The following is a 23,092-nucleotide window of genomic DNA, read 5'->3' on the forward strand; positions in this document are numbered from 1 at the left end:
GGGTGGACGGCTTGCCGTCCACGCGGTGATAGTTTGCGTCGAGATCATCCCGCACGAAAACGGAGCCGCTACCAATCACCGCGTGGACGGCAAAGCCGTCCACCCTACGAATAAATCCACGGCGGCGCAGACTCAGCCAGACAGACCCTAGCCGGGTCGATACGTACCCGATCCTGCCCTCCCACCGGGTCATTCCGGACCCACACGGGGACTCATCGATCCTGGGTGCGAAAACGCGCGGGATCGATGTGGTACTTCTGCAGCAGCTTGCCGAGCGCCCGCCTTTCCTTGCCGGCGAGGCGGGCCGCGTGCGTCACATTGCCTTGCGCATGGCGGAGCAGGTCAATCAGGTAGCGCCGGTGGAAGGCGTCGAGGGCCTGGGCACGGGCCGCCGTATAGGTTTGGCGGGCGGCGCCATCCGGCAGCAGCACGGGGGCCGGGTGGCCGCATATCGTCCCATCCGGCGCCGGCAGCAGGAGTTCCGGCCCCTCCGCCAGCAGGAAAACGCGGTGGACCAGGTTCTCCAGTTCGCGCACATTGCCCGGCCACGCATAGGCATCGAGCCAGGCGTGCGCACGCGTATCGATCGAGCGCCGGGTCATGCCGGCGGTGTCCCCATAACGTTGAGTAAATTCGCCCAGGAAGTGGTGTGCCAACAACCACGGATCGCCGGGACGGTCGCGCAAGGCCGGCATGTCGAGCGCCAGCACATGCAGGCGAAACAGCAGGTCGGCCCGGAAGCCGTGTTCTCCCACCAGCGTCTTCAGCCTGCGGTTGGACGCGACGATGATGCGCACATCGGCCGATTCCGCATGCCGGGCGCCGAGCGGACGGTAGTGGCCATCCTGCAGGAAGCGCAGCAGCGCCACCTGGCCGCGTGGCGGCAGCGCATCGATCTCGTCGAGGAACAGGGAACCCTGGTGGGCCAGGCGCAGCAATCCCGGGCCGCCGGCGCCCGCATCGGTGTAGGCGCCGCGTACATGGCCAAACAGTTCGTTTTCGATCAGGCTCTCGGGGATCGCACCGCAATTGATGGCCACAAATGGCTTGGCGCGGCGCCGGCTGCCCGCATGGATGCCGCGGGCGGCCAGTTCCTTGCCCGTCCCCGTCTCGCCCTCGATCAGCACCGGCGCGTCGTAGTACGCGATGCGCGGAATGAGCCTCAGGACATCCAGGAACCGGGGAGACTGCCCGACCATGCCGCGCAGGAAACCGGCTCCGCCAAACTCCGTGTTGAACGCATCCATCATGACACCCTGCACCATGGAATTGTCGAGCTCACCGTGGCGGCGGGCATGCCGCCATCGATCTCGCAACGGTAGTCCAATAATGCGGGTTTGGGAAGCCCGGCGGGCCCCTTTTCTTTCAGTCCGGACCGAACGGATTGTCCAGGCTGTGGGCCGGCTGGGTGAACCACCGCGGTCCGCTTGCCGTCATGTAGAAATGGTCTTCCAGGCGGATGCCGAATTCGCCGGGCACGCAGATCATCGGTTCGTTCGAGAAGCACATGCCGGGTTCCAGCAGCCGGGTCTCGCCGCCCACCAGGTAAGGCCCTTCGTGGATGTCGAGGCCGATGCCGTGACCGGTGCGGTGCGGCAGGCCAGGCAACTTGTAGCCGGGACCGAAACCGTTCGCTTCGAGCGAGCGCCTGGCCGCCTTGTCGACCTCCTCGCAGGGCACGCCCGGCCGGGCCGCCTCGAAGGCCGCCTGCTGCGCCTGCTTTTCCGCGTTCCACACGAAGCGCTGCCTATCGGACGCTTCGCCGAAGACATAGCTGCGAGTAATGTCCGAGATGTAGTTGTGGACCTTGCAGCCGGTGTCGATCAGGACGGTATCGCCGCGCGCAAGCGTCTGGACGTAGTTGACGCCATGCGGATACGAGGTCGCCTCGCCGAACAGCACGATGCAAAAGTACGAACCGCTTGCCCCGACCTTGCGGTGGGCGAGCTGGATGAACTCCTCCACCTCCGCCGTGGTGATGCCCTCGACGAGGATGGACGCCGCGGCGCGGTGCACGGCCATCGTCATGTCCATCGCACACTGGATCAGCGCGAGCTCCGCCTCGGACTTGCGCATGCGGCAGAATGAGGTCAGCGGGTAGGCGTTCTCCAGCACATAGCCGGCGGTGGCGGCGCGGATCGCGTCGGCCATCAGCAAGGGCGTGCTCTCGTCGACCAGCAGCCTGGGCGCCGGCTGGGGGCCGGGTGCGATCCCGCGCCGTTCCAGCACCCGGCGCAGCAGCGCCGCCGGGTTCTCGTGTTCGTCCCAGCAGGCGATCTCGCCCTGGACCAGCATGAACTTGCGGATCGTGCCTTCCTCGAAGGCGGGCGCGATGTACACCAGCTCTCCCGCCGCCGGCAGGATGGCGCCGACCATGCGCTCGCTGGGGCTCCAGCGGGTGCCCGAGAAATAGGTCAGGTTGCTGCCCGCATTCAGGTAGAGCGCGGCGACGCCGTTCTCCCCCATCCACGCCTGCGCGCGCCGGATCCGGGACAGGTGCTCGTCCACGGTGATGGGCGCCGCATGCCCGGTCATGTTCTCCAGCGCGTCCAGCGCCGCCTGCTTCGTCGTACCGCCAATGCGCATGTGTTCTCCTCGGTATGCGTTCATTCATGCTCGCCGCGGCGGCGCCTGCGTTTTTTTCCGGCGGCCGCCGGGTCGAGATCCAGGTTATCGCCCATCAGCCGAATACCAATCATTTTTATCATGGCGGCCGAAAGATCGATCACCGGCGACGCCGGGCGATGATATCTTTTGCACACCGCCAACGCAATCCGCATCGCCATGACGCCTTCCGCCTCACGGTCCGCTCCCGCAGCGGGCCCCGCCGCCCTCGCCCCCTATGCCGCCCTGCTGGGCTCACTGGTCTCGATCACGCTTGGCGCCTCGCTCGCCAAGCAGCTCTTTCCCGCGATCGGCCCTGAAGGCGCGACCGCCCTGCGCCTGCTGTTCGCGGCGATCCTGCTGACCGCGGTGTTCCGTCCCTGGCGCGTGCCTCTGATGAGCCGCTGGAAGCCGCTTGCCGTGTACGGTATCTCCCTGGGCGCGATGAACCTCGCCTTCTACCTTGCCTTGAGCTATATCCCGCTGGGGATCGCGATCGCCTTCGAGTTCATCGGGCCGCTGGCGGTGGCGGTGCTGACCTCGCGCCGGCGCATCGACTTCCTGTGGATCGGCCTGGCCGCCGGCGGGCTGGCGCTGCTGCTGCCCATCGATGCGCGCCAGGCGCTCGACTGGCGCGGCATCGGCCTCGCCCTGCTGGCGGGCGTGTTCTGGGCGGCCTACATCCTGGCCGGACGGCGCGCGGGCCAGGCCTATGGGGCGGCTGCCTCGGCCTATGGCATGTGCATCGCCGCGCTGCTGTTCGTCCCGGCCGGCGTCGCCCATGCGGGAGCGCGCCTGCTGCAGGCCGATATCCTCCTGCTCGGGCTCGGGGTCGCCATCGTCTCCAGCGCGATTCCCTACGCGCTCGAAACCCTGGCGCTGCGGCGCCTGCCTGCCAACACCTTCAGCACCCTGCTGAGCGCCGAGCCGGCGATCGGGACACTGATGGGTTTCCTCTTCCTGGGCGAGCTGCTGGGCGCGCTGGAGCTGCTGGCGATCGGCGCCATCGTGGCCGCGTCGGCCGGGACGGCAATCACGGCGCACGTCGCGGCGCAGAGCGGGGCGCAGGCGGACAAGCGGCGCGCCGGCGAGCCGACCGCCTAGCCCGGCGCCACCGGCACCGGCGCCAGCGAGCGCAGACGCAGCGCGATGCCCAGTCCCACCAGCAGGATCGCGCCCAGCATCCCCACGACGCCGGTCCAGGCCCAAAGCTCCCACACATAGCCGGTGGCCCAGCCGACCACGCTCGAGCCGAGATAGTAGAAGAACAGGTAGATGCCCGATGCCAGGGCCTGCGGCGGCCGGGCGCGCCGCCCCACCCAGCTGCTGGCCACCGAATGCGCGGCGAAGAAGCCGAAGGTGGCCACGCCCACGCCCAGCACCACCGCGAACACGGAGTCGTGCAGGGTGACGAGCAGCCCGGCGATCATCACGCCCATCAGGAGCCACAGCACGTTGCGCCGTCCCAGCTTGTCGCCCAGCTTGCCGGCCCACATGGAACTGAATATCCCCAGCAGGTAGAGCAGCGACAGGGCCCCCACCGCGCTCTGGCGCAGCTCGAAGGGCGGCGCCAGCAGGCGGTAGCCGATGTAGTTGTACAGGCTGACGAAGGAACCCATCAGCAGGAAGGGCAGCGCGAACAGCCAGGGCAGGCCGGGGTCGCGCAGGTGCACGCGCAGGCCGTCGATGAAGCCGGGGCCGCGCGGCGGGCGCGTGTCCGCGTGGCGCGACGGCGGCAGGCTGCGCGAGAATTCCCAGGCCGCATACAGGCCGGCCGCGCCCAGCAGGCCGACGGCGATGCGCCAGGAGACGAAGTCGCTGACCAGGGCCGAGAGCACGCGCCCGCTCATGCCCCCAAAAGCGGAGCCGCTGATGTACATGCCCATGGACAGCCCGAGCGAGGTCGGCTCGATCTCGTCGCTCAGGTAGGCCATGGCCACCGCCGGCAGGCCGCCCAGCATCAGGCCGAGCAGCGCCCGCGCGCCCACCAGCTGGGCATAGTCGGCCGTGAAGGCGCACAGCAGGGTCAAGGCCGCGCCGGAATACATCGACGCGACCATCACGGTCTTGCGGCCGAAGCGCTCGGCCACGCTGCTGGAGGCCAGCAGCGCCACCGCCAGGGTGGCGGTCGACACCGACAGCGCCAGGCTGCTCTGCGCGGGCGTGAGATGAAAATCCTGCGCCAGCAGCGGCATCAGCGGCTGGACGCAGTACAGGAGGGCGAAGATGGAGAAGCCCCCGAAGGCCATCGCGCGGTTGATGCGCCGGAAAGCGATGCTCCCGGACGCGATCCGACCGCGCGGCGCATTCACGGGTAGTCCGCCTCGAGCTCGGAGCCGGCGTAGTTTTCCAGCTCGGCGAACAGCTGCTTCATGCTGGCGCGGGTAGCGATGCTCTGCAGCACCGTGCACTGGCTGCGGTAGGTATCGATGCGCTCGGCGACGATGGCCTTGTGGGCGTCGGGAACGCGCGCCATCAGCTCGGCCCAGCCGGTCTCGAAGTCGGGCTGGTTCTTGCGCACCGACTTGACGAAGCGCTCGAACTCCTTCTGGCCGGCGCGCGCGGTGATGCGCCCGCCCCCTTCCACCGCGAAGATAATCGCCAGCGCGATCACGCCCTCGGCGTTCAGGTCCGGATCGTTGATCGGGCCTTCGTAGTGGTGGCGGCGCAGCCACTGGGCGGCCCGGACGATGGCCTGCACGCCCTTCCTCTGCTGGACCTGGCCCAGGTAGCGCTCGTAGCCCGACCAGCTCTCGGACGGGTCGGCGGTGCAGATGTCGACGAACAGCTCCTTCAGGCGCCGCTGCGAATACACGGGGTCGTTGTCGTACTCGCCGATCAGGCTGTCCTCGGGCAGCGCGGCCAGCTCGCGGATCAGGCGGAAGCCAGCCTGGAACACGTGCTCGGCGCCCTCCTCGATCAGGAGGTCGAGCGCGGCAAGGTCGTCCTCGCCTTCGACCAGGTGCTCGAGGCCGAGCGAGACCCCGCCCACGGTGAGCAGCAGCGCGCGCTGGATGCCTTCGGCGGTGCGGTCGTTGGTGAACTTCTCGGCCACCATGGCGGTGATCCCGGACAGTTCGTCGGCCAGGATCGCCGCCTCGTCGGGCGTCGCCTCGGTGGACAGCAGCTTGACCGCGCGCACCAGGCGCGGCGGCTTCTCGATGACGATGGCCGGCAGCATGAATCCCTGGCTCACGAGAAGATGTCCGTGCCCAGGCTGCGCCGGCTGCTGCGGCGCGGCAGGCTGCGCACCGACGGCACCTGCTTGCGCAGGCGGTACAGCAGTTCGCGGGTCGAGCGCTGCATGAATTCCGATTCCTCGTCCGGGTCGTCCGGCAATTCGATGTCGGCCATCTCGGCGCTGTGGCGGAATTCCGGGAACAGCTCGAGCAGCGACCGCTCCCAGCCGTCCTCGCTGGCCTTGGCCAGGTCGACCGCCAGCGGCACGATGTCGCTGTCGCCGCTGGTCTGGGCGGTCACGTAGCGGCCCTTGGAGATGATCTCGCCCGCCACTTCCAGGATGTCCTTCGGCGCCAGCGACCACAGGATCGCGAACACGGTGGCGCCGTGGTCGGTGGCGGACGCCTCTGCCAGCAGTTCGTTGCGGCGGTCCTCGTCGTCCTGGGCGTAGACCACGCCGTGCACGTGGTTGAACAGGTTCTCGGCGATGCGCTCGGGATCGTCCTCGATCATGTCGTCCGGCCAGGTCGCGGCGATGTAGGCCAGGCTGTCGGCCCAGGCCTTGGGCGGCACCAGCATGGTCGCCAGCGAGGTCTTGGCGCCGTCGAAGCCGGACAGGTGCAGCGCGGTGACCTGCGGCGGCAGGTCCTGCAGCACCTGGGCGACGGCGTAGTCGCCGTGCTCGTCGGCCGCCTTCGAGAACACTTCCTCCGCGTGCTCGAGCGAGCCGGCCAGCACCAGGTCGCCGACCTGCCTGGCCAGCGCGGGGAGATTGCTGCCTTTGTTCGCTTCGTCGCTCATTCGCGCTCCCCTCCTTCCGGATCGAACAGCTGGGTGAAGTCGTCGGACGCGGCGCTGCTGTCCATGTCCTCGTCGTGGTCGTCGTCCTCGCCCTCGGCCAGCTGGTCGAGCGACTGGTCGACGTCGTCCCAGCGGCCCTGGTTCTTGTACAGGAAGGCGGTGATGATGGCCTGGCGCGCCAGGTCCGGGTAGTTGGCGGTCATCGCCTCGTACATGGCCGCGCCGCCGTCGCCGTCGCATTCGGCCATCGCGAACACGCGCGCCGGGTCGCCGCCTTCGTAGTCGGCGGCTTCGCGCATCAGGCCTTTCGGGTCGGTGAAGCGGATCCGGTCGACCAGGGCGAAGGCCATCATGTTGACGTCGTCGAGGCCGGAACCGCTGGCGTACTCGGACATCAGGGCGCCGACCATCATGTCGTAGTTCTTGCGGTTGGGCGGGTCGCCCAGGGTGCCCTCGATCTGGCCTTCCAGCTCGCGCGACTGGAACGAGAATTCGGGATGTACGTGTTTCATTGTTCTATCCTGTTGATTCGGTGGGTGGCCGCAAGGCGCGGCCCGGGCGGGTCAGGCCTGGAGGCTCACGCCATTGAGGGCGAACAGCGAGCGCCACAGCTCGAAGGCTTCGGCTTCGGCATCGAGCACGATGCGGTGGTTGACGCTCTGGTTGTATTCCTCGCGCTTGACGGGGTCGGACAGGATCTCGTACGCCTTCGTCACGGCCTTGAAGCGCGCCTCCGCGCCCGGCGCCTGGTTGCGGTCCGGGTGGTAGCGCATGGCCAGCGAACGGTAGACCTTCTTGATCTCGTCGTCGCTGGCGTTCGGCGCGACGCCGAGGATCGCGTATAAATTTTCCACTTGGGCTCTCCGGCAATCGGCAAAGGGAAGATTATCCACTATAAAAGGATAAACTGTCAGGCTTGCCAGACTGTTAACAGGCGCTCCTCAGTGCCGGTAGGCCGGCGGCGCCGGCGGCAGCGGATGGACGGGCGGCGCGGGATCAAAGGCCTGGGCGGCCGGCAGCGCGGGCATGGGCAGGCCGGCGAGCGCCAGCAGCCAGGCGCGCACCAGGTCCGGATGGGTGGCGAGGGTTTTCATGGGTTCGACCTTGCAAGGGGTTGAGCTGGCCCCAAGTATGATCCTGGGGAAGCTTCCTGACGGTGCGCTCCACCACATAGGGGACCTCTGCGGCCCCGTGTACGGTAAAATGCCCCCCACTTACCTTTCCAACATCCATTCTTCATGAGTAACGACAAGAACACCCCGGCGGCCAACCCGCCGTCGTCGAACTTTGTGCGCGCCATCGTCGAAAACGACCTGGCGGCCGGCACCCACAAGCGTGACGGCCTGCCGCCGGTGATCACGCGCTTCCCGCCGGAGCCGAACGGCTACCTGCACGTGGGCCACGCCAAGTCGATCTGCCTGAACTTCGGCCTGGCGCGCGACTACGCGGGCCTGTGCCACCTGCGCTTCGACGACACCAATCCGGAGAAGGAAGAGCAGGAATACGTCGACACCATCATGGACAGCGTCAAGTGGCTCGGCTTCTCCTGGGAACAGGCGGGCAAGGAGCACCTGTATTTCGCCTCCGACTACTTCGACCAGCTGTACGAAATGGCCGAGTACCTGATCAAGACCGGCAAGGCCTACGTCGACAGCCAGAGCGCCGAGGAGATGGCGAAGAACCGCGGCAACTTCGGCACGCCGGGCACCAACTCGCCCTTCCGCGACCGCCCCGCCGAGGAATCGCTGCAGCTGTTCCGCGACATGAAGGCCGGCAAGTACAAGGACGGCGAGCACATCCTGCGCGCCAAGATGAGCGAAGACGCGATGGCGTCCCCGATCATGACCAACCGCGACCCGGCCCTGTACCGCATCCGCCATGCGCACCACCACCGCACCGGCGACAAGTGGTGCATCTACCCGATGTACGACTACACGCACCCGATCTCGGACGCGCTGGAGAACATCACCCATTCGCTGTGCACGCTGGAGTTCACCGACCACCGCCCGTTCTACGACTGGCTGGTCGACACCCTGGCCGAGGGCGGCTTCTTCCGCAAGCCGGTGCCGCGCCAGTACGAATTCGCGCGCCTGAACCTGACCTATGTCGTCACCTCCAAGCGCAAGCTGCGCTCGCTGGTGGACGACGGCATCGTGACCGGCTGGGACGACCCGCGCATGCCGACCATCGTCGGCCTGCGCCGCCGCGGCTACACGCCGGAATCGATCCAGCTGTTCTGCGAGCGCATCGGCGTCTCGAAAGCCGACGGATGGATCGACATGGGCACCCTGGAAGGCGCCCTGCGCGACGACCTCGACCCGAAGGCCCCGCGCGCGATCGCCGTGCTGCGTCCGCTGAAGCTCATCGTCGACAACTTCCCCGAGGGCGAAGCCCACGAATGCAGCTCGCCGGTCCACCCGCACCATCCGGAATGGGGCGTGCGCACCTTCCCGTTCACGCGCGAGCTGTGGATCGAACGCGAGGACTTCATGGAAGTGCCGACCAAGGGCTACTTCCGCTTCACGCCGCCGGTGGGCGACCAGCCGGGCGCGCGCGTGCGCCTGAAGTACGGCTACGTGGTGGAATGCACCGGCTACGACAAGGATGCCGACGGCAACGTGACGGCCGTGCACGTGAAGTACTTCGAGGATTCGAAGTCGGGCACGCCGGGCGCCGACAACTACAAGGTCAAGGGCAACATCACCTGGGTCAGCGCCGCCGGCGCGCTCGAGGCCGAAGTGCGCCTCTACGACCGCCTGTTCCTCGAACCGCAGCCGGATGCGGGCGGCAAGGACTTCAAGGCCGCGCTCAACCCGAACGCCCTCGAGACCATCACTGCCTACCTGGAGCCGGGCATGAAGGACGCGGTGGCCGACCAGCGCTTCCAGTTCGAGCGCCACGGCTACTTCGTCGCCGACCGCGTGGATTCCCAACCGGGCAAGCCGGTGTTCAACCGCGTCACCACGCTCAAGGACAGCTGGGGTAAATAAGTGCCTAAGTAAGCACCCGCTCTTTGATCAGGAACGCCGCGGTTTTCGCGGCGTTTTTTATTGCCTGCTCAAAGCACTCGCATGCGAAACCGCTCTATACCACCGCACGGCCGTACAGAAAAGACATTTGCTGTTGTATTTTTGCAAAACCTATAAGTTTTGATAGGCATCATGCCCGGCCACATTGCTTACCGTAACAATATTGATTCGCGTTAAGTACCAGTTTTGTTGCGAGGCCCTACCGATGATGCCAGACCGCCACCCTGCCGGATTGTTCGCCAATCCGGCGACCCTGCTGACAGGCACCCTGCTGTCGCTGGTGGTCGGCGCGGGCGCCCATCACGCCACTTCGCAAGCGATCGAGAGCGACGCCGTCGCCCGCTTCCGCACCATGGCGCGCGCGGCGCAGTACACGATCGACGCCCGCATCAAGAGCTACAGCGATGTCCTGCGCGGCACGGCCGGGCTGTTCCGCGCGACGGAATACACCAGCGCCGACGAGTTCCGCGAGTACGTCAAGCAGCTCGACATCGGCAGCAATTTTCCCGGCATCGAGGTTATCAACTACGCGCGCACTGTCGACGCAGAGGGCCTGGCCGAGGTCGACCGCGAGCTGCGCGGGCGCATGCGCGCGCTCGGCGTCCGCGGCGACGCCCCGCCGCTGGTGCCCCTGACCGGCCGCGACAGCTACACGGTGCTGCTCTACATCGAGCCGCGCCTCAAGCCTTCCCTGGAAAAACTCGGCATGGACCTGGAAGCGCGCGGCTACACGCGCCAGGTGCTGGCCCATGCGCGCGACGCCAATGTGCTGAGCGCCTCGGGCACACGCATCGCCCTCCAGCCCGGGCCGAACCAGAGCAGCCAGGCGCTGCGCCTGCCGGTGTACCGCAGCGGCATGCCGACCGGCACCGTGGCGGAACGGCGCCTGGCCTACATGGGCTCGGCCGGCATCGGCTTCAGCGTGGCCCGGCTGGTGGGCGGCATCCTGGACGAATTCCCGGTCAAGGGCACGCGCCTGGTGCTGACCGACCTGACCGAAGTGCCGCCGGAGCCGGGCGAGGCGCCGCCGCGCGCCATCCTCTACGACAGCATGGCCACGGCCGAGCATCCCCATCCGGCCTTGCCGCCGGACGACGACAGCGTGCTCTCGACCAGCCTGCCGATCGAGTTCAACCAGCGCCTGTGGCGGGCCGACTTCAGCATCGCCCGCTCCGCCCTGTACACCAGCTTCGACATGTACTACCCGTGGCTGGCCGGCTTCGCCGGCGGGATGAGCACCGCCCTGCTCTACGCCCTGTTCCAGACCATGGCCTTCTCGCGCCGCAATGCGCTGCGCATGGCCGAGGACATGACGCGCGAACTGCGCGCCAGCCAGGCCAAGCTCCAGGCCAGCCACGAGAAGCTGCGCATGCTGGCGGCGCACGCCGAGCAGATCAAGGAAGGCGAACGCAAGCGCATCGCCCGCGAGATCCACGACGACCTGGCCCAGAGCCTGCTGGCGCTCAAGATCGAGGCCGAATTCCTGGCCAACCGCACCCGCGGCGGACACCGGCGCCTGCATGCGCGCGCCGACGCCACGGTGCGCCAGATCGACGTCACCATCCGCAGCGTGCGCCAGATCATCAACGACCTTCGCCCCAACGTGCTCGACCTCGGCCTGAGCGCGGCGGTCGACTGGCAGGTGGCGGATTTCTCGCGCCGCACCGGCATCGCTTGCGAGCTGCTCGACGACGACGGCGACTACCGCATCGACGACCACTGCGCCACCGCTTTCTTCCGCATCCTGCAAGAATCGCTCAACAACGTGGCGCGCCATGCGCACGCCACCCGGGTCTGGATCGACCTGCGCCAGCATGCCGACATGCTCACCATGACCATCCGCGACAACGGTGTCGGCATACAGCCGGGCAGCCGCAACCGCAACGGCTCCTTCGGCCTGGTCGGGATCGAGGAAAGGGTCGGCATCCTGGGCGGCTCGTTCTCGGTCAGCAGCGGCCCCGAGACCGGGACCACGATCGTGGTCACGATCCCGGTGACCGGTCCCAACGCGCTGGACGGCGGCCCCGGCCGCGTGGCGCCGGAAGCGGTTGCCGCCTAGCAGAAAAATGATGCCCGCAGGAAGTTGTGGTTAAAAAATCACACCTGTTATTGCTTGAGCAAGCTCAACAGTTCCACTGACTGCCCGCAGGAAAATGGTTATCGCTGTCACCCGTCAAGACGCCGTCTGGTCTTGTTCCACATCCATTTATGCAGGAGGACTATCGCCGTACCGCTTCACACCAAACACAGGGATCCGCAGTACCCACCATCAAAATACTGACAATAGAGGTGAACACGATGTCGACGAAAACTGAATTTGCAGCTTTTGAAGCACTTGACCTCACACCGATCAAGATGAAACTCATGCACGTGGAATCCGGCGAAGGCTGGTCCGAAGTGCGCGCCAACGCTGTCGAAGCGGAATACCGGCGCTTCCTGTTCCTGATGAAGAAATACCCCGACGAGCAGGCATCGCCGACGGTCGACGTCGACACCTTCTGGCACTACCACATCCTCGACACCATGAAATACGCGCGCGACTGCGAGCAGGTGTTCGGCTACTTCCTGCACCATTATCCTTACGTCGGCATCGGCGAGGGGGCCGTCGAGGGCGAACAGGTGCGCGCAGGCGAACGCATGCGCGAACTGGTTGCCGCCGAATTCGGCGTGGTTTCGAGCGGCCAGGAAGCCTGGTGCGCCGCCCCCGGCAAGCCGCAGCTCGAAGCCGGCGACGCCGCGTGGTGCGCCGCGCCAGGCAAGGCCCTGGTCCAGGGAGAGACGGCATGGTGCGCTGCGCCTGGGAAGCAGGCCGCGCAAGGCAAGGACACCGCGTGGTGCGCGGCGCCCAGCAAGCAGGCCACGCAAGGCTGTGATACCGCATGGTGCGCCGCGCCGGGCAAGACCCTGGCCAAGGACAGCGATACCGCATGGTGCGCCGCGCCCGGCAAGGTCCTGGCCGAGGCCGTGAAGACCGCATGGTGCGCCGCCCCGGGCAAGGCCCTGGCCACGGCGAACCAGACCGCCTGGTGCGCCTCGCCAGGCAAGGCGCTGCTCGCGGCCTGATCCACCCATCCACCCGCGGCCGGTACGGCGGACAGCTTCCGCCGCGCCGCCCGCGGTTCTTTTTCCTTCCTAAGTACTCGGCAAGAAATACATGTGAGTTTGCACGGGGACGCCGGCCACGCGCGGCGCGGCCGGTGAAACGACAGGGGTGAAACGGGCAGGCGGCTGGCGCCCGCCCTTATTTGCGGCGGCCCGGCTTGGCGAAGGCGCTTGCCTGGTACAGGGTGCGTGCGTCGGCATGGGCGCGGTCGAGGGTGCGCATGGCCGGCTTGTCGTCGTGGGCGACGAAGTATTCGGCGTTCTGGGCGTCGACCACGATCTTGATCGCGGCGGCATCGTCGAGATTGTACTTTTCGGCGATCAGGGTCGTGACTTCGTCCAGGTATTCTTCGTAGGTCATCATCGGGGTTTCTCCATCGGGGCCGTCATTGTACGGCCAGCCGCAGCGCCGTGGCCACGTCGGGATAGCGCAGGCGCACGCGCAGCTCGCGCTTCATGCGCGTGTTGTCCAGCCGGCGCGATTCGGACATGAAGGACAGCAGCACCGGCGACACCACCGCTTCCAGTTCGCTGCGCGGCAGGCGCGGCGGGCGCGCCATGCCGAAGGCGTCGGCCACCGCGTCGAAATACTCGCCCATCTTCATGCGCGTATCGTCCACCGCATGGTAGACCCGGCCCGGCCGGCCGTGCACCAGGGCCTGGATGGCGATCCGCGCCAGGTCGTCCGCATGCACATGGCTGGTGTACACGTCCTGTTCCGCGCGCAGGGCCGGCGTGCCCTGCTCCAGGCGCTTGAGCGGCAGCCGGTCCTGCGCATAGATGCCCGGCACGCGCAGGATCGCCAGCCGGACGCCGCTCGCCATGGCCCAGGCGCGCAGCACGCGTTCGGCATCGACCCGGCGCCGGGCGCGCGCATTGCGCGGCGCCACCGGACGCTGCTCGCCCACCAGGGCGCCGCCGCAGTCGCCATAGACCCCGCTGGTGCTGACATAGACCATGTGCGTCACGCCGCCGAGCGCGGCGACCAGGCGGCGCGTGCGCAGGTCCTGGGCGCCGTCCGGCTGGGGCGGCGCCAGGTGCAGCACCCAGGGCGCCAGGCCGCGCAGGCGCGCCAGGGTGTGCTGGCGGTCGAGGTCGGCCACCACCGGCACCGCCCCGGCGGCGCGCAGCGCGGCGCGGCGCTCCGGCTGGCTGGTCAGGGCGAACACGCGGAAGCGCCCGCGCAGCAGCGGGAGCAGGCGCATGCCCACGTCGCCGCAGCCGACGATGAGCAGGCGCGGACGGTCGAAGGCGGAAGGCTGGGTCATGGCGGGACACGTAGGACAGGTCAAGGCCCGGTACTCTAGCACAGCGTCCCGGGAGGCGTTCCCCGGCCCTCGCGGGGCCGGTGTAGAATAGCGCCCTTACGTACAAAAGCCCCATCAGATCAACAGCTTGCACCAGCAGGCGCCTAACCGACGATATCGCATGACCTACCAAGTTACCGTCCAGCCGAGCGGCCACCAGTTCACCTGCGAGGACGACGAAACCGTCCTCGCCGCCGCCATCCGCGCCGGCATCGGCCTGCCCTACGGCTGCAAGAACGGCGCCTGCGGCTCGTGCAAGGGCAAGGTGCTCGAGGGCGCCGTCGGCCACAAGCCGCACCAGGAGCGCGCCCTGAGCGAGCTCGAAAAGACCCAGGGCGTGTCGCTGTTCTGCTGCGCCGTGCCGCAAGGCGACCTCGTGATCGAGGCGCGCGAAGTGGGCGGCAGCAGCGACTACCCGGTGCGCAAGATGCCGACCCGGATCGCGGGCATCCGCAAGGCCGCGCCGGACGTCGCCATCGTCACCCTGCAGCTGCCGGCCAACGAGGCGCTGGCCTACCGCGCCGGCCAGTACATCGAGTTCCTGCTCAAGGACGGCAAGCGCCGCGCCTACAGCATCGGCAACGCGCCGTCCTTCGAGGGCCCGCTCGAACTGCACATCCGGCACCTGCCGGGCGGCCTGTTCACCGACCACGTGTTCGGCGCCATGAAGGAGCGCGACATCCTGCGTTTCGAAGGCCCGCTCGGCACCTTCTTCCTGCGCGAGGAGTCCAGCAAGCCGATCGTGCTGCTGGCCTCGGGCACCGGCTTCGCGCCGGTCAAGGCCCTGGTCGAGCACCTGATGCACCTGAAGTCCGAGCGTCCCGTGCGCCTGTACTGGGGCGGCCGCCGTCCCCAGGACCTGTACATGGACGAACTGTGCCGCGCCTGGGAAACCACGCTCCCGGACTTCCGCTACGTGCCGGTGGTGTCGGACGCCCTGCCCGAGGACAACTGGCAAGGCCGCACCGGCTTCGTGCACGCGGCCGTGATGCAGGACATCCCGGACCTGTCGGGCTGGCAGGTCTACGCCTGCGGGGCGCCCATCATGGTGGATTCGGCACGCAGCGATTATTCGGAGAAGTGCGGCTTGCCGGCCGAGGAGTTCTACGCCGACGCATTTACCTCGGAAGCGGATCTGGCGTAGGGTCGGCGGGTTTCCCGCCGACGCGTTCAACCAGTGCATGCATAGCCGCGCGAAGGCTTGCCGAACGCGTCGGCGGCGAAGCCGCCAACCCTACGATGCATCACCAGCCACAGACAGGCACGCCGGCGCGCTTTGGTGGTTTCGTGCACAATGACAGGTTCGTCCCGCCTTCCCCGCACGCTCCATGTCCCTCGCCGTCCTGCGCAACCGCAACCTCTCCTTCTACCTGTCCGCGCGCTTCCTCGGCACCCTCGCCGTCCAGATGCAAAGCGTCGCCATCGGCTGGCAGGTCTACCAGATCACCGGCAGCCTGTTCGACCTCGGCCTGATCGGCCTGGCGCAGTTCGCGCCCTTCCTGGTCCTGATCCTGTGGGCCGGCCACGTGGCCGACCGCCACAACCGCCGCCTGATCGTGGTGGCCTGCATGGCCGCCCAGCTCCTGTGCAGCCTGATGCTGGTGGCCTTCACGGCCAGCGGCAGCACGGTGGTGTGGCCGGTGTTCGCGATCCTGGTGCTGTTCGGCAGCGCGCGCGCCTTCATGATGCCGGCCTCGCAGGCGGTGCTGAAGAACCTGGTGCCGGACCGCGACTTCAGCCAGGCCGTGGCGCTCGGCTCCTCGACCTTCCACGTGGCCGTGATCGCCGGCCCCATCATCGGCGGCCTGCTCTACGTGTTCGGCCCGCAGACGGTGCACATGACGTCGAGCTGCCTGCTGGCGCTGGCGGTGCTGCTGATGTCGGCGACCCGCAGCGTGCAGCAGACCGTGAGCAAGGCGCCGGTCAGCTGGCATACCCTGCTCGAAGGCCTGCGCTTCGTGCGTTCGCGCCCGATCGTGCTGGGTGCGATCTCGCTCGACCTGTTCGCGGTGCTGTTCGGCGGCGCCACCGCCCTGCTCCCGGCCTACGCCCACGACGTGCTGCACGCCGGCCCCACCGGCCTGGGCCTGCTGCGCACCGCGCCCGGCGCCGGCGCGGCCCTGTGCTCGATCGCCTTGGCCTTCTTCCCCATCACGCGCCGCGTCGGCGCCTGGATGTTCGGCGGCGTCGCAGTGTTCGGCCTGTGCACCCTGGTGCTGGGCTGGACCGCCAGCTTCCCGGTTGCCCTCGGCGCCCTGTTCCTGCTGGGCGCGGGCGACATGGTCAGCGTCTACATCCGCCACCTGCTGGTGCAGTACGAGACGCCGGACGAGATCCGCGGCCGCGTCAGCGCCGTCAACGCCGTGTTCATCGGCGCCTCCAACGAGCTGGGCGAGTTCGAATCGGGCGTGACGGCCGGCTGGCTGGGCCTGGTGCGTGCGATCCTGCTGGGCGGCGCGGCGACCCTGTTCGTCACCGGACTGTGGGCGCTGCTGTTCCCGGTGCTCTCGAGGATGGACCGCTTCCCCCACCAGGCCGGGCAAAAGAGCGGCGCCTAGGCGCTGCAGCCGCGTTACAATCGGGCTCCCTGTCACGGCTGCCCGATCGATGAACCACCCCTCGCTGAGCGTACTGCTGGTCGAAGACCATCCGACGATTGCGCGCCAGGTCGCGGGCTTCCTCGACGGCCTGCGCTGGCAGTGCGACCACGCGGGCAACGGCCGCCTCGCCATCGAGCTGGCCACCCGCAACACCTACGACGTGGTGCTGCTCGACCTCAACCTGCCCGACATCGACGGCCTGGAAGTCTGCCGCGCGATCAAGGCCAAGGCGCCCAGCAACGTGCCGGTGCTGATGCTGACCGCACGCGACGCCTTCGAGGACAAGGCACGCGGCTTCCGCGACGGCGCCGACGACTATCTCACCAAACCCTTCGACCTGCGCGAACTCGCCCTGCGCTGCGAAGCGCTGGCGCGGCGCGGCCAGCTGCACCTGCGCCAGGAGCTGCGGCTTGGCCCCTTGACCCTGCTGCCCCGCGAAAAGCGGGCCCTGTACGGGGACGCGCCGCTGGCGCTGACCCAGACCGGGTTCAAGATCCTGCTGCAGCTGTGCAGGGAACACCCGCAGGCGGTGGCGCGCTCCAGCCTGGTGCGGCAGCTGTGGGGCGACGATCCGCCCGACAGCGACGCGCTCAAGTCGCACATCTACAGCCTGCGCAAGCAGCTCGAACAGGCCGCCGGACGCAATCTGCTGGCCACCGTCCTACACCTGGGCTACCGGCTGGACCTGGACGAGAGCGCCGATCCGGATGGGGCGGGCCGGGATGGCTAGGACGATCCGGCAAGGCCTGTTCTCCGCGCTGGCCGGCTTTACGGTGCTGATCTGCCTGTGCTACACCGGCCTGGCGGTCGTCATCGCCTACGTCACCGAGGACATGCTGGTCGAGCGCCTGCTGGAACGCGAGGCGCGCGCCGTCGCCCGCCATGTCGCACTGCACGGCAGCGTGCCGGCGGCGCGCAACGAGCTGATCACCGTCCACACAAGCTTCGCCTCCTTGCCCGCCGCGGTGCGCCAGGCCGTGGGACCGTCGGAGCGCCGCGCCGAGGTGTTCGCCGGCGCCAGCCGCCATTACCACCTGATGGCGCTCGAGCCGGGGGCGCAGCGCATCTATCTGCTGGCCGATGTCGCCCCCCTGCTGGTGGTCTCGAAGGTGATCCAGGACGTGGGCGGCGTCCTGGTCTTCGTGGCGCTGGGCCTGATCGGTCTGGCCCTGCTGCTGGCCTGGCTGCTGGCGCGCCGGCTGGTGCTGCCGCTACAGGCCCTTGCCGCCGAAGCGCGCGCACTGCGTCCGGGCGAGCCGATCGCCTTCAGCGCGCGCGGCCGGCCGGACGAAATCGGCTACCTGGCCGAACGCCTGGAATCGGGCTTCAGCGCCCTGCAGGCCGCCCTCCAGCGCGAGCACGATTTCACGCGCGACGTCGGCCACGAGCTGCGCACGCCGCTCACCATCATGAACAATACCCTGGCCATGGCGCCCCCGCTCGGCGGCGCGGAAACCGCGCAGCTGCGTGCAAGCCTGGACGAGATCAGAAACACGGTCGATGTCCTGTTCGCACTCGCGCGCGCCGAACAGGTCGGCGCCGAAACCTTCGACCTGCGCGCCTGCATCGAGCAATGCCTGCTGCGGGTGCTCGAACAGGGCGGCCGGGACGCCAGCCGCTGGCACATCGACCTGCCGGACAGGCTGGACGCCAGCGGCAATCCTCACCTGGCCGCGCTGTTGGTCAACAACTGCGTGGGGAACGCCCTCTTCCACGGCGGCCCGGACGCGCGCCTGGATATCCAGTGGACGGGCGGGCGCCTGGTGATCGCCAACAGCCTGGCGCCGGGAGGCCCCAGGCGCGTGCAGGGCTTCTCGCACGGACAGGACCTGCTCGCCCGCATCGCCCGGGCCTTGCGCTGGGAGCTCGCCTTCCATCCCGGCCCGTCCAGCTATCGCGTGGAAATCCGCCCGGATTTCACCGCGATTTCACCAAGGCCTGAATAAGCTGGGCGCTCCATTCACTCGGAGCACGTCCATGAAATTCCTGATCGCCGTCGTCCCCCTGTCCTTCGCCCTCGCTTGCGCCTGCAGCCCGGCCTTTGCCCAGGTCGGCAAACTCGTCCACAAGGAAGAAAAGCGCAAGTACATCGTCTACACGCCCGCATCCTATGACAGCGAGCCGCAGCGCTCCTTCCCGGTGGTCTTCAACTTCCACGGCGGCGGCATGAGCATGACCGAGCAGATGCTGTACAGCCAGATGAACCGGAGCGCGGACCGCCACCGCTTCATCGTGGTCTACCCGCAGGGCATCAAGTCGGACTGGAACGTCGGTTTCGACATGCCCTACCTGGGGGGAACCGACGACGTCGGCTTCACCGCGGCGCTGCTGGCGAAGCTGAAGCAGGACTACCGCATCGACGCGGCGCGCGTGTACGCCACCGGCCTGTCGCGCGGCGGCTTCTTCGCGCTGCGCCTGGCGGCGGACCTGCCGGACGTGTTCGCGGCGGTGGCCTCGGTGGGCGGCCCGACCCCGGAACCGCTGGTCCAGCATGAGGAAGCACCGACGAAGCCGGGCAAGGTCGGCGTGATGCTGATCCACGGCACGGCCGACCAGGTGGTGGCCTACGGCGGCAAGGCGACCGGCACCGGCTACCTGTCCGCCGAGGACAGCCAGCGCTACTGGGCGAAACGCAACGGCTTGACCGCCCTGCCCGCGCAGTCGCGCGTGATCGATGCCGACAAGGGCGACGGCACCGAGGTGCGCTACCTCGAACAGGGCGAGGCCGGCCGCAAGGTCGCGCTGGTGACGGTCAAGGACGGCGGCCACACCTGGCCGGGCGCCGACCCTTTCAACATCGGCCTGCCGATCGGGAAGACCACGCGCGACGTCGATGCCAATGAACTGATGTGGCAGTTCTTCAGCCAGCACCGCAAGTGAGACTGGTCAGGCCAGGGACAGGGCCGCGGGGACGGTACGGAACTTGCCCACCTGGCCCGACAGGTGCTGCGACTGCTCATGCAGCGAATGCGCCGCGGCCGAGGCTTCCTGCACCAGCGCGGCATTCTGCTGGGTCAGCCCATCCACGTGGCCCAGCGCCTGGTTGATCTCGTGCACGCGGCTCGCCTGGTCGTGGCTGGCGTCCGCGATCTCCTGCATGGTGCCTGCCAGCCGGTTCACGTTGGCGACGATCTGCGCCATCGTCTGGCCGGCCTGCCCCACCAGCTGCGAACCCTGGCCGATGGCCGTCACCGATTCGCCGATCAGGGCCTTGATTTCCTGGGCGGCGACGGCGGAACGCTGGGCCAGCGAGCGCACCTCGCCCGCCACCACCGCGAAACCGCGTCCCTGCTCGCCCGCGCGCGCCGCTTCGACCGCCGCGTTGAGCGCCAGGATGTTGGTCTGGAAAGCGATGCCGTCGATGACGGCGATGATGTCGACGATGCGCGCCGAGGCGGCGTCGATGGTATTCATCTTGTCGACCACCTTGTCCATCAGCTCGCCGCCGGTAGCCGCGACCGAGGAAGCGCTTGCCGCCGCCTGGCGCGCGGCCTGGGCCGATTCGGCGTTGCTGCGCACCGTGCCGGTCAGGGTCGCCATCGAGGCGACGGTCTGTTCCAGCGACGACGCCTGCGAGGCCGTGCGTTCCGACAGGTGACGGTTGCCGCTCGCGATCTCGTCGGTGACCGCCGAGATGGCCGAGGCGCCCTGGCGCACTTCCTGCACGATCGAGGCCAGGCCCACCCGCATGCCGTGCAGCGTGCGCATCATCGAACCCAGCTCGTCCTTCGCGCGCGAGTTCAGCCGCACGGTCAGGTCGCCGCCCTCGATCGCTTGGGCGAAGGCGCAGGCGCGCGCAATCGGGCGAGTGACGCTGGTCGTGACGATCGCGGCCAAGGCGGCGGCGGTGAGCAGAGCCAGCGCCGAGATCGCGACCAGGATCCAGCGCGACTGGGCCGCCACCGTGGCGATGTTGTCGCCGGCCTGGTTCATGTCGGTCTCGATCGCCTTGATGGCCGCGTCGAGGTCTTCCACGATCTGGCGGCGCAAGGGACTGCACTCGTTGATCAGGAAGGCCGAGAAAGCCTCCATCTGGCCGCTTTCGCGGAACTGGCGCGGGCGCACCAGCTCCTTGGCCATCTGGCGCAGGCCCTTGCTGGCCTTGTCGAACTCCGGCCTGCCGCCCAGCACCGGTTCGAGCGCGTCGAGCCGCGCCATGTAGGCCTGGCGCTGCTGGTCGAGCATGGCCAGCTCGCCGCCGACCTGGGCCTCGTCCTGCACGATGAAGCTGTTGCGGGCCGCAATGCCGGTCTGCGCCAGCGATTCGCGGATCTCGTAGAGCGGCGCCACCTGTTCCCGCCAGATCGCGGTGGCGGCGTCGATGGCGCTGGCGGTAGTGCCGAGCCGGCTGAGCGCCAGCGCCGAGATGACGAGCATGAGCGTGGCCACGAGCCCGAAGCTGAGCGCGAGGCGGGTGCCGATTTTCAGGTTGGATAACACGGTGGTCTTTCGGAGAGAAGGAGTGTGTTGGAGCGCTTTATTGCCGGGCTGGGCCGATCTCGACCCAGCCGCGGTCGAGGTATTCCGCGGCCAGGAGATCCTGGATCACGATCGAGTACGCGACCGGGACGAGCGGCAAGGTGAAACTCAGCAGGCAGGCGCAGCACAGGAATACCGGCACAAGGAGGATGACGCAGCCCATCAGGGCATGCGTCCAGAGCCTCTTGTACGCCAGGTAGGCCACGCTCGCAAACAGGACACAGGGCACGCAGCGGGCGCTGACGACCGCCTCGCGTCCCGTGCCTGGATGCCTGAATACGTTTGCCATGTTAGCGCTCGATGTGAAAATGCCTGTTGTACGAACCGGAAACTTGCGAAGTCTCACGGATTGTTGCACTCGAGAAAATACAACACATGCTGCGGCGCATGCTTGCGCGGACCGGGCGCGGCGAATTCACGGGCGCGTGTAAGATGAAGTCAACGTGACAACAGGAGCAAACTCATGCAAATCAATGTCAATACCGATAACACCATCGACAAGCACCAAGGCCTGGACGAGCACGTGGAAAACGTCGTGAACTCCTCCATCGGACGTTTCAGCGATCAGGTCACCCGTGTCGACGTGCACCTGAGTAATGAGGTCAAGGAAAAGAAAGCCGACGGCGGCCAGTCCTGCATGATGGAGGCGCGCGTCTCCGGCTACGCGCCTGTGGTCGTGCACGAGCACGCGGCCGACCTGCACCAGGCGGTGCAGAACGCAGGCAGCAAGCTGGCGCGTGCGCTCGACAGCGCCCTCGGCCGCCTGCAGGACAAGAACAAGCACACTTCCCCGGTCGTCGACGATCCGCTGTCCGACAAGCACCTGACGGATTCCTGATCCGGCCCCAAGCGCACGCCTCAGGGGCGTGCGCTACGCCTCCCCGCCCTCCAGCATCGTCCTCAGTTCGCGCAGGTAGCGCAGGCCCGCCAGCGCGCGGCTGCCGTACCACGACATCATCTCTCCATCGACCAGCAACACGGGAATGCCGATCTGCTTCTCGAGCGCGTCCGCATGCGCCTCCGTAAAGCGGTAGGGCTCGGTCGACAGCAGCACCGCGTCGAGCTGGCCAACCAGCTGCTCCGACCAGTCGAAGCATGGATAGCGCGCTTCACCCAGGTCCGGGATGCGCCAGCCGAGCTCGGCCAGCATCGCCGCGATATAGGTGTCCTTCGAGATACTCATCCAGGGGTCTTGCCAGATGCAGTACAGCACCGTGCGCGGTGGGCCGGGCGGCCGCGCGCGCAGCAGCGCCAGCTCGTGCTCGAAGGCCGCGCACCAGGCTTCGGCCTTGTCCGCCACCCCGAAGATGCCGCCCATCAGGCGCGCCAGGTCCAGGTTGTCGCGCGGGACCAGGGGGTGGGTGACCACGATGTGCGGGACGAACTCGGCCAGCCGGTCCACGGTGGGTTTTTCATTTTCGTCAATATTGACGATCACGTGGGTCGGCGCCAGCTTGCGGATCTTCTCGATATTCACATCCTTGGTGCCGCCCACTTTGGGGATCGCGGCCACCGTGTCGCGCGGGTGGATGCAAAAACCCGTGCGGCCGACCAGCTGGGGCGCCAGGCCCAGGTCGCACAGCAGCTCGGTGATCGAGGGCACCAGGGAAACGATGCGTGCGCCGGGCGCCGGCGGGTGCCGGACGCCCAGGGCGTCGCTCGGGTAGGGAGTAAAAGTTGTCATGGCCGCTATTGGACCACTGTTGTTTATGAAACGCCACCCACCGCAGCGCAGTTGCAATGCGTTATTATTCCTTGATTGTAAGGACGTCTAGACAGCTCGAGGATCACTTGGAACACATCGGCACCTTCGGTGCTTCCCGCTACACCGCCCGCGACCTGCAACTGTTCCGCGGCGAAGTCGATCCCGCCGTGGCCGCCGCCTTGGCGTCCTGCGCGGTAGTGCGGGTGGCGGGGGGGGGCGGCCGCGGGGGGGGGGGGGGGCGGGGGGGGGGGTTTTGGGGGGGGGGGGGGGGGGGGGGCCGCGCCC

General features: G+C 67.9%; 24 protein-coding genes. 10 read left to right on the plus strand and 14 right to left on the minus strand.

Annotated elements, in window-relative coordinates; genetic code table 11:
• Nucleotides 1–212 precede the first annotated feature (212 nt).
• From KBW98_RS14455 to KBW98_RS14465, 3 genes are all read right to left on the minus strand, one after another.
• The gene (locus tag KBW98_RS14455) at nucleotides 213–1,265 is read right to left on the minus strand and encodes a sigma 54-interacting transcriptional regulator (RefSeq protein WP_229429199.1); all 1,053 of its coding nucleotides are present in this window, start codon (nucleotides 1,263–1,265) and stop codon (nucleotides 213–215) included.
• Between the two features lie 100 nt (nucleotides 1,266–1,365).
• The gene (locus tag KBW98_RS14460) at nucleotides 1,366–2,586 is read right to left on the minus strand and encodes a Xaa-Pro peptidase family protein (protein WP_211520851.1); all 1,221 of its coding nucleotides are present in this window, start codon (nucleotides 2,584–2,586) and stop codon (nucleotides 1,366–1,368) included.
• Nucleotides 2,587–2,606: 20 nt separating this feature from the next.
• Nucleotides 2,607–2,786 carry a hypothetical protein gene (locus tag KBW98_RS14465; RefSeq protein WP_211520852.1) on the minus strand — a complete coding sequence of 60 codons (180 nt, stop codon included), beginning with the start codon at nucleotides 2,784–2,786 and terminating at the stop codon, nucleotides 2,607–2,609.
• Between KBW98_RS14465 and KBW98_RS14470 the strand changes: the two genes are divergently transcribed.
• Entirely contained in the window at nucleotides 2,785–3,708 is a 924-nt protein-coding gene (locus KBW98_RS14470; RefSeq protein WP_211520853.1) for an EamA family transporter, read from the plus strand. The genes KBW98_RS14465 and KBW98_RS14470 overlap by 2 nt on opposite strands.
• On the opposite strand, the gene KBW98_RS14475 is transcribed toward KBW98_RS14470, so the two are convergent.
• The 6 genes from KBW98_RS14475 to KBW98_RS14500 all read right to left on the minus strand — a co-directional run bounded on the left by KBW98_RS14475 (nucleotide 3,705) and on the right by KBW98_RS14500 (nucleotide 7,679).
• Nucleotides 3,705–4,916 (minus strand): MFS transporter, encoded by a 1,212-nt coding sequence (locus KBW98_RS14475; protein ID WP_211520854.1) that lies wholly within the window; start codon nucleotides 4,914–4,916, stop codon nucleotides 3,705–3,707. The genes KBW98_RS14470 and KBW98_RS14475 overlap by 4 nt on opposite strands.
• Nucleotides 4,913–5,785, minus strand: a complete 873-nt coding sequence (locus KBW98_RS14480; RefSeq protein WP_211520874.1) for a DUF6178 family protein — start codon at nucleotides 5,783–5,785, stop codon at nucleotides 4,913–4,915. Before KBW98_RS14480 ends, KBW98_RS14475 begins: the two co-directional genes overlap by 4 nt.
• Nucleotides 5,786–5,796: 11 nt before the next feature.
• A complete protein-coding gene (locus KBW98_RS14485; RefSeq protein WP_211520855.1) occupies nucleotides 5,797–6,585 on the minus strand; it encodes a hypothetical protein in 789 nt (262 codons plus the stop codon).
• Nucleotides 6,582–7,097: a hypothetical protein gene (locus KBW98_RS14490; protein ID WP_211520856.1), complete on the minus strand. Its 516-nt coding sequence runs from the start codon at nucleotides 7,095–7,097 to the stop codon at nucleotides 6,582–6,584. The genes KBW98_RS14485 and KBW98_RS14490 overlap by 4 nt, the downstream gene beginning before the upstream one ends.
• A 51-nt stretch (nucleotides 7,098–7,148) precedes the next feature.
• The gene (locus KBW98_RS14495) at nucleotides 7,149–7,439 is read right to left on the minus strand and encodes a DnaJ domain-containing protein (protein ID WP_211520857.1); all 291 of its coding nucleotides are present in this window, start codon (nucleotides 7,437–7,439) and stop codon (nucleotides 7,149–7,151) included.
• 87 nt (nucleotides 7,440–7,526) lie between these two features.
• A complete protein-coding gene (locus tag KBW98_RS14500; protein ID WP_211520858.1) occupies nucleotides 7,527–7,679 on the minus strand; it encodes a hypothetical protein in 153 nt (50 codons plus the stop codon).
• A 144-nt stretch (nucleotides 7,680–7,823) separates the two neighbouring features.
• On the opposite strand from KBW98_RS14500, the gene KBW98_RS14505 reads away from it, so the two are divergent.
• The 3 genes from KBW98_RS14505 to KBW98_RS14515 all read left to right on the plus strand — a co-directional run bounded on the left by KBW98_RS14505 (nucleotide 7,824) and on the right by KBW98_RS14515 (nucleotide 12,677).
• Nucleotides 7,824–9,575, plus strand: a complete 1,752-nt coding sequence (locus KBW98_RS14505) for a glutamine--tRNA ligase/YqeY domain fusion protein (RefSeq protein WP_211520859.1) — start codon at nucleotides 7,824–7,826, stop codon at nucleotides 9,573–9,575.
• 244 nt (nucleotides 9,576–9,819) lie between these two features.
• A complete protein-coding gene (locus tag KBW98_RS14510; protein WP_229429200.1) occupies nucleotides 9,820–11,673 on the plus strand; it encodes a CHASE domain-containing protein in 1,854 nt (617 codons plus the stop codon).
• 296 nt (nucleotides 11,674–11,969) lie between these two features.
• Nucleotides 11,970–12,677: a glycine-rich domain-containing protein-like gene (locus tag KBW98_RS14515; RefSeq protein ID WP_229429201.1), complete on the plus strand. Its 708-nt coding sequence runs from the start codon at nucleotides 11,970–11,972 to the stop codon at nucleotides 12,675–12,677.
• 178 nt (nucleotides 12,678–12,855) lie between these two features.
• On the opposite strand, the gene KBW98_RS14520 is transcribed toward KBW98_RS14515, so the two are convergent.
• Both KBW98_RS14520 and KBW98_RS14525 read right to left on the minus strand, forming a co-directional pair.
• Nucleotides 12,856–13,080 (minus strand): hypothetical protein, encoded by a 225-nt coding sequence (locus KBW98_RS14520; RefSeq protein ID WP_373888949.1) that lies wholly within the window; start codon nucleotides 13,078–13,080, stop codon nucleotides 12,856–12,858.
• 22 nt (nucleotides 13,081–13,102) lie between these two features.
• Nucleotides 13,103–13,984, minus strand: a complete 882-nt coding sequence (locus KBW98_RS14525; RefSeq protein ID WP_211520861.1) for an NAD-dependent epimerase/dehydratase family protein — start codon at nucleotides 13,982–13,984, stop codon at nucleotides 13,103–13,105.
• Nucleotides 13,985–14,144: 160 nt separating this feature from the next.
• On the opposite strand from KBW98_RS14525, the gene KBW98_RS14530 reads away from it, so the two are divergent.
• The 5 genes from KBW98_RS14530 to KBW98_RS14550 all read left to right on the plus strand — a co-directional run bounded on the left by KBW98_RS14530 (nucleotide 14,145) and on the right by KBW98_RS14550 (nucleotide 19,503).
• Nucleotides 14,145–15,167 carry a CDP-6-deoxy-delta-3,4-glucoseen reductase gene (locus KBW98_RS14530; RefSeq protein WP_211520862.1) on the plus strand — a complete coding sequence of 341 codons (1,023 nt, stop codon included), beginning with the start codon at nucleotides 14,145–14,147 and terminating at the stop codon, nucleotides 15,165–15,167.
• A gap of 184 nt (nucleotides 15,168–15,351) precedes the next feature.
• Nucleotides 15,352–16,581 carry an MFS transporter gene (locus KBW98_RS14535; protein ID WP_211520863.1) on the plus strand — a complete coding sequence of 410 codons (1,230 nt, stop codon included), beginning with the start codon at nucleotides 15,352–15,354 and terminating at the stop codon, nucleotides 16,579–16,581.
• A 49-nt stretch (nucleotides 16,582–16,630) separates the two neighbouring features.
• Nucleotides 16,631–17,353, plus strand: coding sequence for a response regulator transcription factor (locus KBW98_RS14540; RefSeq protein ID WP_211520864.1), 723 nt, complete (start codon nucleotides 16,631–16,633; stop codon nucleotides 17,351–17,353).
• Nucleotides 17,346–18,569, plus strand: a complete 1,224-nt coding sequence (locus KBW98_RS14545; RefSeq protein ID WP_211520865.1) for a HAMP domain-containing sensor histidine kinase — start codon at nucleotides 17,346–17,348, stop codon at nucleotides 18,567–18,569. The genes KBW98_RS14540 and KBW98_RS14545 overlap by 8 nt, the downstream gene beginning before the upstream one ends.
• A gap of 31 nt (nucleotides 18,570–18,600) precedes the next feature.
• Nucleotides 18,601–19,503: a PHB depolymerase family esterase gene (locus KBW98_RS14550; RefSeq protein WP_211520866.1), complete on the plus strand. Its 903-nt coding sequence runs from the start codon at nucleotides 18,601–18,603 to the stop codon at nucleotides 19,501–19,503.
• A 6-nt stretch (nucleotides 19,504–19,509) separates the two neighbouring features.
• Here the strand turns inward: KBW98_RS14550 and KBW98_RS14555 are convergent, their stop codons facing one another.
• The gene (locus tag KBW98_RS14555; RefSeq protein WP_211520867.1) at nucleotides 19,510–21,063 is read right to left on the minus strand and encodes a methyl-accepting chemotaxis protein; all 1,554 of its coding nucleotides are present in this window, start codon (nucleotides 21,061–21,063) and stop codon (nucleotides 19,510–19,512) included.
• Nucleotides 21,064–21,100: 37 nt separating this feature from the next.
• Nucleotides 21,101–21,391 (minus strand): hypothetical protein, encoded by a 291-nt coding sequence (locus KBW98_RS14560; protein ID WP_211520868.1) that lies wholly within the window; start codon nucleotides 21,389–21,391, stop codon nucleotides 21,101–21,103.
• A gap of 174 nt (nucleotides 21,392–21,565) precedes the next feature.
• Here KBW98_RS14560 and KBW98_RS14565 point away from each other — a divergent pair, with 174 nt between their 5' ends.
• Complete coding sequence (locus KBW98_RS14565; protein WP_211520869.1) at nucleotides 21,566–21,940, plus strand: HPF/RaiA family ribosome-associated protein; 375 nt, start codon at nucleotides 21,566–21,568, stop codon at nucleotides 21,938–21,940.
• Nucleotides 21,941–21,973: 33 nt separating this feature from the next.
• Here the strand turns inward: KBW98_RS14565 and KBW98_RS14570 are convergent, their stop codons facing one another.
• Nucleotides 21,974–22,786 carry a helical backbone metal receptor gene (locus tag KBW98_RS14570; RefSeq protein ID WP_211520870.1) on the minus strand — a complete coding sequence of 271 codons (813 nt, stop codon included), beginning with the start codon at nucleotides 22,784–22,786 and terminating at the stop codon, nucleotides 21,974–21,976.
• Between the last annotated feature and the right edge of the window lie 306 nt (nucleotides 22,787–23,092).

This window comes from Massilia sp. ST3 (assembly GCF_018119405.1).
GTDB lineage: Bacteria > Pseudomonadota > Gammaproteobacteria > Burkholderiales > Burkholderiaceae_D > Telluria.

Excerpts from the sequence above, each read along its gene's own strand:
- KBW98_RS14520 (WP_373888949.1), bottom strand. The coding sequence starts at position 13,080 with ATGATGACCTACGAAGAATACCTGGACGAAGTCACGACCCTGATCGCC.
- KBW98_RS14480 (WP_211520874.1), bottom strand. The coding sequence starts at position 5,785 with ATGCTGCCGGCCATCGTCATCGAGAAGCCGCCGCGCCTGGTGCGCGCG.
- KBW98_RS14455 (WP_229429199.1), bottom strand. The coding sequence starts at position 1,265 with ATGGTGCAGGGTGTCATGATGGATGCGTTCAACACGGAGTTTGGCGGA.
- KBW98_RS14570 (WP_211520870.1), bottom strand. The coding sequence starts at position 22,786 with ATGACAACTTTTACTCCCTACCCGAGCGACGCCCTGGGCGTCCGGCAC.
- KBW98_RS14505 (WP_211520859.1), top strand. The coding sequence starts at position 7,824 with ATGAGTAACGACAAGAACACCCCGGCGGCCAACCCGCCGTCGTCGAAC.
- KBW98_RS14515 (WP_229429201.1), top strand. The coding sequence starts at position 11,970 with ATGAAACTCATGCACGTGGAATCCGGCGAAGGCTGGTCCGAAGTGCGC.
- KBW98_RS14560 (WP_211520868.1), bottom strand. The coding sequence starts at position 21,391 with ATGGCAAACGTATTCAGGCATCCAGGCACGGGACGCGAGGCGGTCGTC.
- KBW98_RS14500 (WP_211520858.1), bottom strand. The coding sequence starts at position 7,679 with ATGAAAACCCTCGCCACCCATCCGGACCTGGTGCGCGCCTGGCTGCTG.
- KBW98_RS14540 (WP_211520864.1), top strand. The coding sequence starts at position 16,631 with ATGAACCACCCCTCGCTGAGCGTACTGCTGGTCGAAGACCATCCGACG.
- KBW98_RS14470 (WP_211520853.1), top strand. The coding sequence starts at position 2,785 with ATGACGCCTTCCGCCTCACGGTCCGCTCCCGCAGCGGGCCCCGCCGCC.
- KBW98_RS14545 (WP_211520865.1), top strand. The coding sequence starts at position 17,346 with ATGGCTAGGACGATCCGGCAAGGCCTGTTCTCCGCGCTGGCCGGCTTT.
- KBW98_RS14530 (WP_211520862.1), top strand. The coding sequence starts at position 14,145 with ATGACCTACCAAGTTACCGTCCAGCCGAGCGGCCACCAGTTCACCTGC.
- KBW98_RS14485 (WP_211520855.1), bottom strand. The coding sequence starts at position 6,585 with ATGAGCGACGAAGCGAACAAAGGCAGCAATCTCCCCGCGCTGGCCAGG.
- KBW98_RS14565 (WP_211520869.1), top strand. The coding sequence starts at position 21,566 with ATGCAAATCAATGTCAATACCGATAACACCATCGACAAGCACCAAGGC.
- KBW98_RS14525 (WP_211520861.1), bottom strand. The coding sequence starts at position 13,984 with ATGACCCAGCCTTCCGCCTTCGACCGTCCGCGCCTGCTCATCGTCGGC.
- KBW98_RS14550 (WP_211520866.1), top strand. The coding sequence starts at position 18,601 with ATGAAATTCCTGATCGCCGTCGTCCCCCTGTCCTTCGCCCTCGCTTGC.
- KBW98_RS14460 (WP_211520851.1), bottom strand. The coding sequence starts at position 2,586 with ATGCGCATTGGCGGTACGACGAAGCAGGCGGCGCTGGACGCGCTGGAG.
- KBW98_RS14510 (WP_229429200.1), top strand. The coding sequence starts at position 9,820 with ATGATGCCAGACCGCCACCCTGCCGGATTGTTCGCCAATCCGGCGACC.
- KBW98_RS14535 (WP_211520863.1), top strand. The coding sequence starts at position 15,352 with ATGTCCCTCGCCGTCCTGCGCAACCGCAACCTCTCCTTCTACCTGTCC.
- KBW98_RS14465 (WP_211520852.1), bottom strand. The coding sequence starts at position 2,786 with ATGGCGATGCGGATTGCGTTGGCGGTGTGCAAAAGATATCATCGCCCG.
- KBW98_RS14490 (WP_211520856.1), bottom strand. The coding sequence starts at position 7,097 with ATGAAACACGTACATCCCGAATTCTCGTTCCAGTCGCGCGAGCTGGAA.